This window comes from Pseudonocardia kongjuensis, from assembly GCF_039526905.1.
GTDB classification, from domain to species: Bacteria; Actinomycetota; Actinomycetes; order Mycobacteriales; family Pseudonocardiaceae; genus Pseudonocardia; species Pseudonocardia kongjuensis.
Genome location: NZ_BAAAJK010000030.1, coordinates 63,086 through 77,639, shown reverse-complemented (window position 1 = coordinate 77,639; position 14,554 = coordinate 63,086). Strand labels below are relative to the sequence as shown.

Genomic DNA, 14,554 nt, shown 5'->3' with positions numbered 1-14,554 from the left:
CGATGACTGCGTTGCCAGGGGCTCCCGCCGCCGCGCCGGTGCCGGGGCCCGTCCCGCCGGAGCCGGTCCACCCCGACACCGACCCCGACCACGACACCGACCCCGGGTCGCCGCCACCGGAGTCACGGCTCCGGGCGCTGGCCCGGTTCGCCGGCCGCAACCCGGGATCGGCGCTGTCCGTCCTGGTCGTCCTGGTGGTGCTGGCCTGGGCGTTCGTGCCGGGGCCCTTCATGACCCACGACGCGTTCGCCACGGCGACCGCGGATCGGTTGCAGGGGCCGGGCCCGGCCCACTGGTTCGGGACCGACGACCTCGGCCGCGACATCTACTCGCGCACCGTGTACGCGGCCGGGCTGTCGCTGCGCGCCACGGCGCTGGCGGTCGCGATCGGGCTCGTGGTCGGGGCGGCGGTCGGCCTGCTGGGCGGCGTGGTCGGCGGCCTGCTCGACGACGTGCTCATGCGGGTCGTCGACGTCCTGCTGTCGGTGCCGGCGCTGCTGCTGGCGCTGTCGATCGTGACGGTGCTCGGCTTCGGGACGATGAACGTCGCGATCGCGGTCGGGATCTCGGCGATCGCGGCGTTCGCCCGGGTCACCCGCGCCGAGGTGCTGCGGGTGACGGCGGCGCCGTACGTGGAGGCCGCCGTCGGCAACGGGCTGCATCCGGTGACCGTGGTGCTGCGCCACGTGCTGCCGAACTCGGTCGGACCGGTGCTGGTGCTCGCGGCGCTCGAGTTCGGCGGCGCCGTGCTCGCGGTGTCGGCGCTGAGCTTCCTCGGGTTCGGGGCGGAGCCACCGGCCCCGGAGTGGGGATCGCTGGTCGCCGAGGGACGCAACTTCATCGCCACCGCGTGGTGGCTGACGACCTTCCCGGGGCTGGTGGTGGTCGCCGTCGTGCTGGCGGCCAACCGGCTCAGCCGGGCGGTCGCCGGGGAGGTGGAACGGTGAGCGCCGTCGATCCGGTGCCCGTGCTGCGGGTGCGTGAGCTCTCCGTCGCCTACCGGGTGCGCCGGCGCACCGTCCCCGCGGTCCGCGGGGTGTCGTTCGACGTGCACCGCGGCGAGGTGGTGGCGGTCGTCGGCGAGTCCGGCTCCGGGAAGACGACGACGGCGGGCGCGGTGACCGGGCTGCTGCCCGCCACCGCGTCGGTGTCCGCGGGCACCGTCGAGCTCGGCGGGCAGGACATCACCGGCTGGTCGGACACCCGGATGGAGACGGTCCGCGGGGCCCGCATCGGGCTGGTGCCGCAGGACCCGACGGTGTCGCTGAACCCGACGAAGCGGATCGGCGAGCAGATCGCCGAGGTGCTGCGCATCCACGGCCGCGCCGACCGGCGGGCGGCCGCCGCGGCCGCGGTGGAGATCCTGCGGCACTCGGGCTTCCGGGACCCGGAACGGCGGGCGGCGCAGTACCCGCACGAGCTCTCCGGCGGGATGCGCCAGCGGGTGCTGATCGGCATCGCGACCGCCTGCTCGCCGGAGCTGCTGATCGCCGACGAGCCCACCTCGGCGCTGGACGTGACGGTGCAGCGCACCGTGCTCGACCAGCTCGCGGCGACGGCCGCCCGGACCGGCTCGGCGACCCTGCTCGTGACGCACGATCTCGGCGTCGCCGGCGAACGCGCCGACCGGATCCTGGTGATGCGCGACGGCCGGATCGTCGAGCAGGGCCCGGTCGACGAGGTGCTGGGCGAGCCGCGCGATCCCTACACCCGGCAGCTGATCGCCGCCGCGCCGTCCACCCGGTCGCCGCGCCTGCGGGCCGCCGGGGCGGTCGCCACCGGCCCCGGCGCACCGGCCGGTCCGGTGCGGCCCGGGGAACCGCCGGCGGTGCGGATCGACCGGCTGACGAAGGACTACCCGGCGGGCGGGCGCCGGGCGGTGTTCCGGGCCGTCGACGACGTGAGCCTGACGATCGCGCCCGGCACCACGTTCGCGCTGGTCGGCGAGTCGGGCTCGGGCAAGAGCACGGTCGCGCGCTGCGTCGCGCGGCTGGTCGAGGCGAGCACCGGCTCGGTCGAGCTGTTCGGCCGGGACGTCACCCGGCTCGCCGGCGCGGAGCTGCGCCGGCTGCGGGCGCGCGTCCAGCTGGTGCACCAGAACCCGTTCGCGGCGCTGAACCCCCGGCTCGACGTGCAGCGGATCATCGCCGATCCGCTGCGCGCGTTCCGGACCGGCGACCGGCGCCACCGCGCGACGGCGGTCGCGGAGCTGCTCGACGACGTCGGCCTGCCGAGGTCGTTCGGCACCCGGCGCCCGGCCGAGCTGTCCGGCGGGCAGCGCCAGCGGGTGGCGATCGCCCGGGCCGTCGCGCTGCGGCCCGATCTGCTGGTGCTCGACGAGCCGGTGTCCGCGCTCGACGTGTCCGTGCAGGCCCAGGTGCTCCAGCTGCTGGTCGACCTGCAGGCCCGTCTCGGCCTGACCTACCTGCTGATCTCGCACGATCTCGGGGTCGTCGCGCAGGCGTCCGACACGGTGGGGGTGATGGCGGGCGGGCGGCTGGTCGAGACCGGGCCGACCGCCGAGGTGTACCGGAACCCGTCGTCCGAGCACACCCGGGCGCTGCTCGACGCGATCCCGGGTCGGCGCACCGCCGGAGGGAGCACCCGATGAGCCGGCCCGCAGCCGTCGAACGGCTGATCACGACGGCGGTCGAGGACCTCGCGACCGCGCTCGGCCACGACGACCCGGCCGGTACCACGTTCCCGCGCGCCGGATTCGACGCCGTCCGGTCCTCGGGCCTGACCGCGCTGACCGTCCCGGCGCACCTGGGCGGCCACGGCGCCGGGTTCGGGACGGTCGCGTCCGCCGTCACCCGGGTCGCCGCGATCGACGCGGCGGTCGGGCTGGTGCTGGCCATGCACCACCTGCACACCGTCGACCTGTTCGACGCGGAGCCGCTCGCGCCGTCGCTGGCCGCGCTCGCCGGGCGGCTGACCGGGCCGGGCGGGTTCGTCGGCGGCCTGGTCAGCGAGGCGCGCAGCAACGCGCCGCACCGCGGCACCCGGCTGGCCGGGCGGGCGTCCCGGCGGGCCGGTGGCTGGGTGCTCGACGGCCGCAAGACCTACGTCACCGGCAGCCTCGCGCTGCTCGCCGCCCGGGTCACGCTGACCGTGGACGGCAACGACGACGACCGGCGCGCGTTCCTGGTGCCGTTCGACGCGCCCGGGGTGACGATCATCCCGGCCTGGGACACGGTCGGACTGTGCGGTTCGGTCGGGCACGACCTGGTGCTGTCCGACGTGCGGCTCGGCGACGACCACGATCTCGGCCCGGAGACCCCGCCCGGCCCGGGCGCCCGGAAGGCGACCTGGTGGCCGATCCTGCTCGCCGCCGTCTCGCAGGGGATCGCCGCGCACGCCCTCGAGCTGGTGCGCGGCGGTGCGGGGGTGCCGTCGCTGCGCGAGCGCCCCGGCGACGACCCGGAACTGCGGCACGTGCTGCACGGCGGCGAGGCGCTGATGGCCTACCAGACCTGCCGGGCCGTGGTCGACTCCGCGGTCGCGCGGGCCGAGGCGGGGGAGGCGGGCCGGGGCGAGGCCGGCGCGGCGAAGGTGCTCGCGCACCGGGCCGCCACCGAGGTCGTCGACCACGTCGGCCGGCTGGTCGGGACGGCGTCGGTGTGGCGCGACCACGTGTGGCAGCGGCTCTACCGCGACCTGCGGACCGGTGTGCACCACTCACCCCCGGAGGACGTCGTCCTGGGTGAGCGGGCGGCGCACCTGCTGCGGCCGGGACGGTCAGCGCCCCCCGCGGTCAGTCCCGGTCGCCCGGGGGTTCCTCCCGCAGCAGCGTCCCGAGCCGCCCCATGACGTCGAGCTGGGCCGGGTTGTAGAGGTCGCGCATCGCGGCCCCCATGGTCCGCTGGGCGAATCCCTTCCCGCGCGGCGAGTCCTCGCGCATCGTCGCCAGCGACGGGTGCGCCGCGTGCATCTCGCGGACGTAGGGCAGCATCCGCTCGGCGAGCTCCTGGCGGGTCCGGTCGTCGGCGTCCTCTGGCAGGTTCTCGAAGGCGCCCGCGTTCGGGTCCGGCGGCAGGTCGCGCAGCAGCTCCGCGTACGCCTGCAGGCTCTGCGGGCCCAGCACCCGGGTCATCACGACGATCAGCGATCGGTCGGTGTCGGACAGCTCCGCCTGCGCGGTGGCCGGGGCGAAGTCGGACGGCAGGTCGGTCGGGGTGCCGTCGCGCATGATCACGCCGAGCTCGGCCCGGATCCGCTGCAGCCGCTCGATCGTCTCGGACAGCTCCGCGTCGAGGGTGCGCAGCGCCTCCTCGGGATGGTCGTCGGCGTCGCCCATCGCGGCGATCTGGGCGAGTGAGAAGCCGAGATCGGTGAGCCGCTTGATCCGCAGCACCCGCACCAGGTGGGCGACCCCGTACTGCTTGTAGCCGTTGGAGCGGCGCTCGGGCTCCGCCAGCAGGCCCACCTCGTGGTAGTGCCGCACCGCCCGCAGGCTGGTGCCGGCGAGCTCGGCGATCTCGCGCGTGCTCCAGGCCATGACCCCCACCTCTCCCGGGCTTCCGCGCCCTGCGGTTCCGCCCCGGGATGGTGCCGTTGCGGTACGGACCGGACAACCCCGGCCCGTCACCAGGTGTGAAGCCGTGCTGACCCGGGGCTGATTCCGTTGTGTGGTGCAGGTCGCGCCGGCCCGGGGTTGACCGTGCCGCGACGCCCGGGTGTGCGCCGGCCGGAGGCCGGGCGCACCTGCCCGGCCACGACGGGGTCGCCCTCGCCGCGGGCGCGGTCCCGGCCGGCTTCGGGCCCCCGCCGGAGGGGACGGTGCCGGGTTCGGACGCGGCCGGGACCGCGCAGCAGGCCGCCGCGGACGGCTCCGGCCCGCCGGTGGGCACACCGGTCGTCACCTTCGGGCCGGTCGGGGCGGTCGCCGAGCTGCGCGCGGTTCCGGCCGCGATGCTGGGCACCGTGCCGGCCCGGCGGGGCGGCCTGGACGACGCCGGGGAGGCGGTGGCGGCGCTGCTGGGCCGGACGCTGCACGGCAAGGCGGTCGTCGAGCTGGGCTGATCGCGGGCGCCGGAGCCGGCGCCCGCGACCGGTCAGGCCACCGGCCCGATCCCCAGGTTGCCGCGCAGCGTCCCGTGCGCGTACTCGGTCTGGAACGCCCCGCGCTCCTGCAGGATCGGCACCACCTCGTCGGTGAGCAGCGTGAACCCCTCCGGGACGTAGGACGGCAGCAGTACGAACCCGTCGGCCGCCCCCGCCTCGAACCGGCGCAGCAGCAGGTCCGCGATCTGCTCGGACGACCCGACCGGGACGTGGTGCCCGGCCGAGGCGACCTCCCACTGGATGAGCCTGCGCAGCGTCCAGCCGTCCTCGACGAGTGCCCGGTAGACCCCGAACCGGGACCGCCGCCCCTGCACCTCGGACTCCCGGGGCAGCCGCTCCAGCGGGACCGGCTCGTCGAGCTCCAGATCGTCGAGCTCGACGCCGGCCAGCTGGCGGGACAGCTTCGCCCGCCCGGAGACCAGGTCGATGAAGCCGTTGAGCTCCTTCTCGACGGCCTTCGCCTCGGCCTCGGTGTGCCCGATGATCGGCGAGACCCCGGGCAGGATCTTCACCGATCCGGGATCGCGGCCGGTGGCGGCCACCCGCTCCTTGAGCGACCGGTAGAACTGCACGCCGGCCTCGTCGGTGGTGCGGCCGGTGGTGAACACGACGTCGGCGAACCGGGCGGCGACGTCCTGCCCGATCTCCGACGACCCGGCCTGCGCGACGACCGGGCGGCCCTGCGGCGGGCGGGCCACGTTGAGCGGGCCGCGCACGTCGAAGTGCTTCCCGACGTGGTCGATCGTCCGGACCTTCGCCGGGTCGGCGTAGACCCCGGCGGCCCGGTCGAGGGTGATCGCGTCGGCGTCCCAGCTGTCGAACAGTGCGAACAGCACCTCGGCGAACTCGGCGCCCCGCTCGTAGCGTTCGTCGTGCGGGGGCAGCGCGCGCCCGTAGTTCTCCTCGCCCCAGGCCGAGGTCACCAGGTTCCAGCCGGCCCGGCCGTTCGAGATGTGGTCGAGCGAGGCCAGCTGGCGGGCGACGGTGTAGGGCTCGGAGAACGTCGTCGAGATGCTGCCGATCAGCCCGATCCGGCTGGTCACCGCGGCCAGCGCGCTGAGCAGGGTGACCGGTTCGAGCCCGGCGAAGGGCTGGCTGCGCAGGGTGTCGGTCTCCAGCCGCAGCCCGTCGGCGAGGAACACCGCGTGCAGCTTCGCGGCCTCGGCGCGGCCGACGAGATCGGCGAACAGCTGCAGGTCGTACTTCTCCTCGACCCGGCTGTTCGGCCGGCGCCAGGCGCCGGCGTGGTTCCCGACGCCGCCGATCAGGGTGGCGAGCACCAGCTGCTCGCCGCGTGCGACGCGATCGTCTCCGGGACTGGTCATGATGGCTCCGCCTCTCGCTCGGGTCAGGACCGGGACCGGAACTCCTGCGGCACGAGCCAGTGCTCGGGGCGCGGGGTCCACTCCAGGTCCTTGCGGACGACGTAGGTGAGCGGCTGCGGCCACAGGAAGACGGCGTGCGCCTGCTCCCGGTAGTGCGCGGTCGCCCGGTTCACCAGCTCCTGCTGCTGCTCGGGGGTGGTCGCCGCGGTCACCTGGGTGACCAGGTCGTCGTAGACGGCGTCGGGCTCGGCGTAGTGGCTCTGGCCGTTGCCCGAGGTGTAGATCCGCAGCCGCTCGGCGGGCGCGCGGTACCCGGCGGTGTAGCCGATGTAGTAGAGCGCCGGGGCGTCCTCCGCGCTGCGGGTGCGCTCCACCCAGTTCGGGAACGACTGGTTGGTGATCTCGACGGTGATCCCGACCTCGCCGAGCTGGCGGGCGATCGCCTGGGACACCGGGTCCTGGGCGACGTAGCTGCCGGTGGACAGGCCGAGCTCGATCGTCACGCCGTCGGCGTGCCCCGCCTCGGCGAGCAGCTGCCGGGCCCGCTCCGGGTCGTAGGGGTAGGCCGCCAGGTCGGGATTGATCCGGTCGTACGGCGCGGACAGCACCTGCCCGGCCAGCGGCTCGACGTCGGCACCGACGACGTCGCGGATCAGCGCCTCCTTGTCGATCGCGTAGTTGAGCGCCTGCCGGACCCGGACGTCGTCGAGCGGGGCGACGTTCTCGTTGATCCGCAGCGTGTTGTTCCAGCTGGACCACTGGTTGCCGGTGTCGTAGACGTCGCTGCCCGCGAACAGCTCCAGGCTGGCCGGCTCGTACTGGATCGCGACGTCGATCTCCTCGGCCTGGGCGGCCTGCACCCGGGCGGCCTCGGTCTCCAGCACCCGGTACTCGACGCGCTCCCACTCCGGTGCCTCACCGAAGTAGCCGGGATTGCGGGTCAGCACCGCACCGTTCTCCAGGTCGACCGACTCCAGCACGTAGGGCCCGGTGCCCAGGGCGACCAGCTCGTCCGGGTGCGCCTGCACGAAGTCCGGGTTGACCAGGAAGAAGTGCGCGAGCCGGTCCGGCAGGTCGATGAACGGACCGTTCGTCTCGATGACGACGGTGCCCTCGTCCGGCGCGGTGACCCCGCTGATGATCGCCCGGATCGCGGCGGCGTTGCCGAGTGTGGACTCCGGGTCGAGGAACCGCTGGAAGTTCCAGACGACCTGCTCGGCGGTGAACGGGCTGCCGTCGGACCAGGTGACGCCGTCGCGCAGGACGAACGTCCAGTGCGTGTCGTCGTCCTGGGTCCAGCTCTCGGCGAGCTCGCCGCGCAGCTCCAGCTCGGGATCGTAGTAGGTGAGACCGGAGTAGATCGCCCTGGCGAGGGTGGCGTCGCCGTCCAGCGACCCGCCCTGGGCCGGGTCGATCGAGGTGAGCTTGCGGGAGATCCCGATGACCAGCGACGAGTCCTCCTCGGCACCGGTCGACGTGCCGGAGGTGACCGCCCCGCAGGCGGTGAGTGCGAGCGAGGTCGCCGCGAGCACGGCGGCGGCGACGGTGCGGAACGTGCGGCGGGACCCGGGGGACCGGGGGGTCCGGGGAGATCGGGGGACGGGGCGGGGGATCACGGGTTGTCCTTCCGGGGGATGGCGGGGTGGAGCTCGGGCGGGGAGCCCTGCCGGGAGCGGCCGGGGACGGCGTCGAGCAGCCGGCGGGTGTAGCCGGCGGCCGGCGCCGTGAAGACGTCGTCGGTCGGGCCCTGCTCGATCTCGACGCCGTCGTGCAGCACGAGGACGTCGGTGCAGAGCCCGCGCACGACGGCGAGATCGTGCGAGATGACGAGATAGGTGAGATCGCGCTCGGCGCGCAGCCGGGCGAGCAGGTCGAGGATCCCGGCCTGCACCGACAGGTCCAGCGCGGAGACCGGTTCGTCGGCGATCAGCACGTCCGGTTCCAGGGCGAGTGCCCGGGCGATGACGACCCGCTGCCGCTGCCCGCCGGACAGCTCGTGCGGGCGGCGGCCGCCCAGGTCACGGGCCAGCTGCACGTCGTCGAGCAGTTCGGCGACCCGGCCGGGCACGCGATCGCGCTGGTCCCGGGTACCGGCCAGCTCGATCGGCTCGGCGATGCTCTCGGCGACCGTCTGGCGCGGGTCGAGCGCGGCGTAGGGATCCTGGAAGACGTACTGGACGCGGCGCAGCTGCCGCCGGCGCGCCGGGACCCGCCCGGTGACCGGCCCGCCGAACGCGGTCAGCGTGCCGCCGTGCCCGGGATCGATCCCGACCAGGATGCGGGCCAGCGTCGTCTTGCCCGATCCGGACTCGCCGACCACACCGAGCGCCTGGCCGGCCCGCAGCGTGATGTCGACGTGGTCGACGGCGCGCAACCGGGTGCCGCGCCGGCCGGCGACCGGGAAGTCGCGGACCAGGCCGCGGCCGGCCAGCAGCACCGGTGCGTCGGCGGGCGGACCGGCGGGCGACGGGACGTCGAGCCGCGGGACGGCGGCCAGCAGCCGCCGGGTGTAGCCGTCCTGCGGTCGGTCCAGCACGTCGCCGGTGCCGCCGCGTTCGACGACCGCGCCGTCCTGCATGACGACGACCTGCCCGGCCCGGTCGGCGATCACCCCGATGTCGTGGCTGACCAGCAGCACGCCGAGCCGCAGCTCGTCGCGCAGCCGGTCGAGCAGGTCCAGCACCTGCTGCTGGACGCTGACGTCGAGTGCGGTGGTGGCCTCGTCGGCGACCAGCACCCGCGGATCGCGGGCGATCGCGGTGGCGATCACCACCCGCTGGTTGAGGCCGCCGGACAGCTCGTGCGGGTAGGCCCGCAGCCGCTGCGCGGCGCGCGGGACACCGACGTGCTCGAGCAGCTCCAGCGAGCGGCGCCAGGCCCGTGCGCGGCTGCGCCGGTCGGCGTCGGGCAGCGCCTCGCGCAGCTGCCGGCCGATCGTCAGCCGCGGGTTCAGCGAGACCGCCGGGTTCTGGAAGACCACGCCGAAGGTGTCGCGCAGCAGCGCGCGGCGCTCGGCGGGGGAGCGGACGGTGACGTCGCGGCCGTCGACGGCGATCCGCCCGCCGGTGACGGTGACGCCGCGCGGCAGCAGGCCGGCCACGGCCATCGCGGTGAGCGTCTTCCCGGAGCCGGACTCGCCGACGATGCCGACGGTCGCGCCGGCGACGAGATCGAGATCGACGCCGTGCACCAGCGGGGTCCCGCCGGTGGTGGCGATCCGCAGCCCGCGCACCGAGACCAGCGGCGGGCCGGCGTCCGGATCGGGCCCGTGCCCGGGCGCGGTGCCGGGGCCGGCGGGAAGGGGACGGGAGAGGGTCATCGGGTGCCGTCCTGGGAGCCGGGGAGGGTGAGCAGGTCGGCGATCCGGTCGCCGACGATCTGGATGCTGACGACGGTCGCGACCAGGAACGCGCCGGGCACCAGCGAGATCCACCAGGCCCCGGCGAGCTGGGCCTGTCCGGAGGCGACGATCTGCCCCCAGTCCGGCCGCGGCGGCTGGATGCCGAGCCCGAGATAGCCCAGGCTCGACTCCAGGACCAGCGCGGTGGAGAAGTTCAGGGTCAGTGCGACGACGAGCAGCGGCGCGGCGGCCGGCAGCACGTGCCTGCGCAGCAGGGTGGGCCCCTGTGCCCCGGCCAGCCGGGCCGCCTCGATGTAGGGCAGCGCGACGACGGTCGCCAGCTGGGCGCGCAGGATCCGGAAGGTCAGCACCCAGCTGCCGACGGTCAGCACGCCGATCAGCGGGATCGTGCCGGAGCCGGAGAAGGACAGCACGACCAGCGCGATCAGGATGGTCGGGACGGCCAGCTGGACGTCGGCGACCCGGCCGATGAGCCCGTCCCACGGTCGTCCGCCGAGGGTGGCGCCGAGCGCGGCGGCGGTGCCCAGGACCGTCGCGAGGACGGCGGCGACGGCGGAGATGCCGAGCGCGGGCCGGCCGCCGTAGAGCACCCGGGCGAGCATGTCGCGGCCCAGCTCGTCGGTGCCCAGCGGCAGCGGGCCGAACCAGGTGGGCTCGGCGAACCGGCGGGTGAGGTCCTGCGCGTCGTAGCCGCCGGGGAACAGCACCCCGGCGAACACGACGGCCAGCACGACGGCGCCGAGGAAGACCCCGGCGACCAGCGATCCGGTGCGCCCGGCCCGGCGCCGGGGGGTCACGGCGAGGGTGCTCATCGACGGCCCCCGCGCGGGTCGAGGATCGCGGCCGCCAGGTCGACGAGCAGGTTGACCAGCACGAACCCGATGGCGATCAGGGCGACGCAGGCGAGCACGACCGGGAAGTCCCGGCTGTCGATGGCGCTGGTCGCGAGCTGGCCGACGCCCGGCCAGCCGAACACCGCCTCGGTGACGACGGCGCCGCCGAGCACCACGCCGGCCTGCACGCCGAGCACGTTGAGGACCGGGGCGAGCGCGTTGACCACGATGTGCCGCAGCACGACCCGGGTCCGCCCGATGCCCTTCGCCTCCGCGAGCCGGACGTGCTCGGCGCCGGTGCCCTCCTGCAGCGAGGTGCGGAACACCCGGGCGACCGGCGCGGCGAGCGCCAGCCCGATGACGACGGCGGGCAGGACCAGGTGCGCGGGCGTCCCGGCGCCGCGCAGCGGCAGCACCGACAGCACGATGCCGAACACGGCGATCAGCACGATGCCGAGGAAGAAGCTGGGCACCGCCTCCAGCGCGGTGAGCACGCTGACCGGCACCCGGCGCAGCCGCCGGTTGCGGCCGAACACCGCGACGGCGCCCGCGGCCAGCCCGAGCGACGCCCCGATGATCATGCCCCAGGTGCCGAGGAGCAGGGGGCAGCCGTTCGAGCACCAGCGCGACCGGGTCGCCGCCGTACCGGATCGAGTCGGGGAACTCGCCGGTGAGCACCTGTCCGAGGAAGCGCAGGTACTGCTCGGGGAGCGGATCGGCGAACCCGAGCGCCGCGGTGAGCCGGGCGATCTCCTCCTCGCTCGCGTCGATCGGCAGCAGCAGGCTCGCCGGGTTGCCGGTCAGGTGCATCGCGAAGAACACGATGGTCAGCACGGCCCACACGGCGAGCACGGCGTTGAGCAGCCTGCTGAGCACGTAGCGGGCGGACAGCGGCCAGCGCGGCCGGGCCGGCCGGACGGGATCGGGCGGGGCACCGGCCGGGGGGCCCGGTGGTCCGGAGGGGGACAGGACGGCGGTCATGGCGGTTCCTCGGGGTGGGCGCGCGACCGCTCGACGCTCGACCGGCCGCGGTCGGCGGCGGACCGCGGGCGTGCGGGCGGGCACGACCCGCGGCGGGGCGGAGCGTCGGGGGTGTCACGCGGACGTGCGGATCCGGCGACGGCGCGATCGCGGCGTCACGGGACCCGGGATGCCGGGCGTCGGTATCGGCGGGAGGCGGGACTCAGCGGCCGAGACAGCTGGCCGAGTTCACCGTGCCGTGGTCGATCACCCTGCGACGGGTGAGGACGCCGCGCTCGCCGGACCACGCCCCGCACTGGGGCGTCACTGATCCGGGTGATGTCGGCACGGGACCAGTGTGCTGAGCAGCGCGTTCGCTGTCCAACGACGGATCGGCATCATCATCGATCCGGATCGGTGATCGATCCCGATGGCGATTCGTCGTTGGACAGCGGCCGCCCGGATCGGCTTGGCTCGGTGCCATGCCGCGCATCCGCTCCGTCCGACCGGCCGGGCCCCGTCCCGTCGCCGTCGCGGAGCCTCGGCTCGTCCGCCGTCGGGTCGTCGACCACGGCACGGTGCACTCGGCGGCCTGTCCGGTCCGCTGACCGGCCCGCCGCCGTTCCGCCGTCCCCACGGCACCGTTCCAGCAGCGCCGTCCCCACGGCACCGTCCCAGCAGCGCCGTTCCAGCAGCGCCGTTCCAGCGGCGCCGCCCCAGCAGTGCCGTCCCAGCAGTGCCGCCCCAGCAGTGCCGTCCCGACGGCCGTCCCGACGGCCGTCCCGACGGCCGTCCCGACGGCCGTCCCGCCCGGCCCTCCCGCCCATCCCGTCGCCCCTGTGCTCGCGCCCGCGCTCCGCCGGTCCGTCCGCGGTCGCCCGGGAGCCGCCGCCGTCCCGGAAGGACCCTCTCCGCATGCACACCGAACCCGCACGTCCCGCCGCACCCGTCGCACACCGGCGGGCCGGCCGATGAGCCGCTACGTCGTGATCGGCGCGGGCGCCGTCGGGGCGACCCTGGCCGCCGAGCTGCACCTCGCCGGCGTCCCGGTGGTGCTGGTGGCGCGCGGCGAGCACGGCGCGATCCTGCGCCGGGACGGCCTGCGCTACGTCCGCCCGGACGGCGAGCTGCGGGTGCCGGTGCCGACGGTCGACGGCCCCGCCGGGATCGACCTCACCCCCGACGACGTGCTGGTGCTCGCCACCAAGACCCAGGACGCCGAGTCCGCGCTCGCCCAGTGGGCGTGGCGACCGGTCGGCGACCGGGCCGCCGCCGAGGTGCTGCCGGTGATCACCCTGCAGAACGGCCTGGACACCGAGCGGGCGGCGCTGCGCCGGTTCGCGACCGTGTGGGCTGCGGTCTCCTGGTCGCCGTCGGAGTTCGTGACGCCCGGCGAGATCGCGGTGCCCGCCGCCCCCGCCGTCGGGGTGCTGTGGATCGGCCGGTACCCGGCAGGCGGGGACCCGCGGCTGGCCGCGGTGGCCGACGAGCTGCGCTCCGCCCGCCATCTCGTCGAGCCGGTCCAGGACATCGCCCGCTGGAAGGCGGGCAAGCTGCTGCCGATCCTCGGCAACGCGCTCGACGCGCTCTACGCCCCCGGCCCGCTCCGGGACGCCGCGGCCGCCGCGCTGCGGGACGAGGCCCGCGAGGTCTACCGGGCCGCCGGCGTCGACCCGGCGGACCTGCGGGCCGAGACCACACTGGACCTGACCCGGTTCGCTCCCGCCCCGATCCCGGGCCGTCCCACCGGCGGCCGGTCGACCTGGCAGAGCCTCGCCCGCGGGGTGTCCCCGGAGACCGACTTCCTCAACGGCGAGATCACCCTGCTCGCCCGGCTGCACGGCGTCCCGGCGCCGCACAACGCCGCCGTGACCGCCCGCCTGCAACGGGCCGTCCGCGAGCGGACCCCGGCGGGCTCGCTGCCCGACGCCGACCTGCGCGCACTGCTGCCCGGGCTGGACGCCCCGGCCGCCGTCTGACACCCGGTGGCGGCCGGGGCCGCCACTGCCCGGCTGCCGCCACAGCCCGACTGCCATGGCCCGGCCGCCACTGGTCGGCCGCCGCCGCCTGACCGCTACCGCCCAGCCCACCCCGCCCGTCCGTCCACACCGGAGGAAACCGTGACCGCCGTACTCGAACCCACCACGTCCGCGTCCACGTCCGCGCTCGACCCGGTCGAGGCCGACCGCCGGGACCGCAAGGTCGCACTGGCCGCCACACTGCGGCTGTTCGCCCGGCTCGGCTACGAGTTCGGCTTCAACGGCCACCTCACCGTCCGCGATCCCGGCTCGGACGACCTGTTCTGGGCCAACCCGTGGCAGGTCCCGTTCGGCCGGGTCCGGGTCTCGGACCTGCTCCTGGTGGACGCGTCCGGGGCGATCGTCGCCGGCCCGCCCGGCGCCGTCGTCTCCGGGTTCGCGAGCCAGCGCGTGCTGCACTCCGCCCGCGCCGACGCGGTCGCCGTGGTGCACGTGCACTCGCCCGCCGGGTTCACCTGGTCGTCGTCGCCGCGGGTGCTCGAACCGCTGACCACCGACGCCGCCCTGCTGCACGGCCTGCAGGCGGTGCACGAGGACTTCGGCCGGACCGGGGAGGGCCGGGCGACCACCGCCGACTCGCTCGGCCCGACCGCGCGGGTGCTGATCCAGCGCGGGCACGGGTTCATCACGGTCGGCCGGTCACTGCCGGAGGCGGCGTTCTACTTCATCGCCGCCGAGCGGGCCGCCGCCGCGGCGCTGCAGCTCGCCGCGGCCGGGCACGGCGAGCCGATCGAGGCGTCGCTGCTCCCGAAGTGGACGCTGACGCCGGAGCTGGCCGAGCAGCACTTCGAGCCGCACCTGCGCCAGGTCCTGCACGACGAGCCCGACCTGCTCGGCTGAGCGGGCCCGCCCGGCCCGGCCCCGGTACCGGCCCGGTAGCGGCCGGTACCGGGCCGGCGTGGGTGTCGTCACACGGCGGATGAGTCACCGGTGGCCGGGTACGCCGCCCACCGGGCCGCGACCGGCGGACCC

At 75.6% G+C, this 14,554-nt stretch carries 12 protein-coding genes and 1 pseudogene; 6 read left to right on the top strand and 7 right to left on the bottom strand.

All coding sequences use genetic code 11. The annotated features are described in order from the left end of the window. The first annotated feature begins 2 nt into the window (after positions 1–2). From ABD160_RS22940 to ABD160_RS22930, 3 genes are read left to right on the top strand one after another with little or no spacing between them, the layout of a single operon-like run. On the top strand, positions 3–947 hold the full coding sequence (locus tag ABD160_RS22940; protein WP_344025842.1) for an ABC transporter permease: 945 nt from the start codon (positions 3–5) through the stop codon (positions 945–947). Continuing rightward, on the top strand, positions 944–2,611 hold the full coding sequence (locus tag ABD160_RS22935; protein WP_344025840.1) for a dipeptide ABC transporter ATP-binding protein: 1,668 nt from the start codon (positions 944–946) through the stop codon (positions 2,609–2,611). The genes ABD160_RS22940 and ABD160_RS22935 overlap by 4 nt, the downstream gene beginning before the upstream one ends. Further along, the gene (locus ABD160_RS22930) at positions 2,608–3,810 is read left to right on the top strand and encodes an acyl-CoA dehydrogenase family protein (RefSeq protein WP_344025838.1); all 1,203 of its coding nucleotides are present in this window, start codon (positions 2,608–2,610) and stop codon (positions 3,808–3,810) included. The genes ABD160_RS22935 and ABD160_RS22930 overlap by 4 nt, the downstream gene beginning before the upstream one ends. On the opposite strand, the gene ABD160_RS22925 is transcribed toward ABD160_RS22930, so the two are convergent. Then, the gene (locus ABD160_RS22925; RefSeq protein ID WP_344025836.1) at positions 3,755–4,498 is read right to left on the bottom strand and encodes a helix-turn-helix domain-containing protein; all 744 of its coding nucleotides are present in this window, start codon (positions 4,496–4,498) and stop codon (positions 3,755–3,757) included. The genes ABD160_RS22930 and ABD160_RS22925 overlap by 56 nt on opposite strands. Before the next feature lie 281 nt (positions 4,499–4,779). Here ABD160_RS22925 and ABD160_RS22920 point away from each other — a divergent pair, with 281 nt between their 5' ends. Further along, complete coding sequence (locus ABD160_RS22920; protein WP_344025834.1) at positions 4,780–5,022, top strand: MDR/zinc-dependent alcohol dehydrogenase-like family protein; 243 nt, start codon at positions 4,780–4,782, stop codon at positions 5,020–5,022. Between the two features lie 32 nt (positions 5,023–5,054). On the opposite strand, the gene ABD160_RS22915 is transcribed toward ABD160_RS22920, so the two are convergent. From ABD160_RS22915 to ABD160_RS33375, 6 genes and pseudogenes are all read right to left on the bottom strand, one after another. Then, positions 5,055–6,389 (bottom strand): LLM class flavin-dependent oxidoreductase, encoded by a 1,335-nt coding sequence (locus ABD160_RS22915; RefSeq protein WP_344025832.1) that lies wholly within the window; start codon positions 6,387–6,389, stop codon positions 5,055–5,057. Between the two features lie 23 nt (positions 6,390–6,412). Beyond that, positions 6,413–8,005, bottom strand: coding sequence for an ABC transporter substrate-binding protein (locus ABD160_RS22910; protein ID WP_344025830.1), 1,593 nt, complete (start codon positions 8,003–8,005; stop codon positions 6,413–6,415). Beyond that, positions 8,002–9,708, bottom strand: coding sequence for a dipeptide ABC transporter ATP-binding protein (locus tag ABD160_RS22905; protein ID WP_344025828.1), 1,707 nt, complete (start codon positions 9,706–9,708; stop codon positions 8,002–8,004). Before ABD160_RS22905 ends, ABD160_RS22910 begins: the two co-directional genes overlap by 4 nt. Next, positions 9,705–10,562: an ABC transporter permease gene (locus ABD160_RS22900; RefSeq protein WP_344025826.1), complete on the bottom strand. Its 858-nt coding sequence runs from the start codon at positions 10,560–10,562 to the stop codon at positions 9,705–9,707. Before ABD160_RS22900 ends, ABD160_RS22905 begins: the two co-directional genes overlap by 4 nt. Further along, complete coding sequence (locus ABD160_RS22895) at positions 10,559–11,164, bottom strand: ABC transporter permease (RefSeq protein ID WP_344025824.1); 606 nt, start codon at positions 11,162–11,164, stop codon at positions 10,559–10,561. Before ABD160_RS22895 ends, ABD160_RS22900 begins: the two co-directional genes overlap by 4 nt. A 142-nt stretch (positions 11,165–11,306) precedes the next feature. After that, positions 11,307–11,564: pseudogene (locus ABD160_RS33375) on the bottom strand (hypothetical protein); the annotation flags it as partial. A gap of 950 nt (positions 11,565–12,514) precedes the next feature. On the opposite strand from ABD160_RS33375, the gene ABD160_RS22885 reads away from it, so the two are divergent. Continuing rightward, positions 12,515–13,522, top strand: coding sequence for a ketopantoate reductase family protein (locus ABD160_RS22885; RefSeq protein ID WP_344025819.1), 1,008 nt, complete (start codon positions 12,515–12,517; stop codon positions 13,520–13,522). Positions 13,523–13,663: 141 nt separating this feature from the next. Next, a complete protein-coding gene (locus ABD160_RS22880; protein ID WP_344025817.1) occupies positions 13,664–14,422 on the top strand; it encodes a class II aldolase/adducin family protein in 759 nt (252 codons plus the stop codon). Positions 14,423–14,554 lie beyond the last annotated feature (132 nt).

Coding starts and splice junctions, on each gene's coding strand:
- ABD160_RS22940 (WP_344025842.1), top strand. CDS start 3: ATGACTGCGTTGCCAGGGGCTCCCGCCGCCGCGCCGGTGCCGGGGCCC.
- ABD160_RS22930 (WP_344025838.1), top strand. CDS start 2,608: ATGAGCCGGCCCGCAGCCGTCGAACGGCTGATCACGACGGCGGTCGAG.
- ABD160_RS22925 (WP_344025836.1), bottom strand. CDS start 4,498: ATGGCCTGGAGCACGCGCGAGATCGCCGAGCTCGCCGGCACCAGCCTG.
- ABD160_RS22915 (WP_344025832.1), bottom strand. CDS start 6,389: ATGACCAGTCCCGGAGACGATCGCGTCGCACGCGGCGAGCAGCTGGTG.
- ABD160_RS22905 (WP_344025828.1), bottom strand. CDS start 9,708: ATGACCCTCTCCCGTCCCCTTCCCGCCGGCCCCGGCACCGCGCCCGGG.
- ABD160_RS22900 (WP_344025826.1), bottom strand. CDS start 10,562: ATGAGCACCCTCGCCGTGACCCCCCGGCGCCGGGCCGGGCGCACCGGA.
- ABD160_RS22895 (WP_344025824.1), bottom strand. CDS start 11,164: ATGATCATCGGGGCGTCGCTCGGGCTGGCCGCGGGCGCCGTCGCGGTG.
- ABD160_RS22885 (WP_344025819.1), top strand. CDS start 12,515: ATGAGCCGCTACGTCGTGATCGGCGCGGGCGCCGTCGGGGCGACCCTG.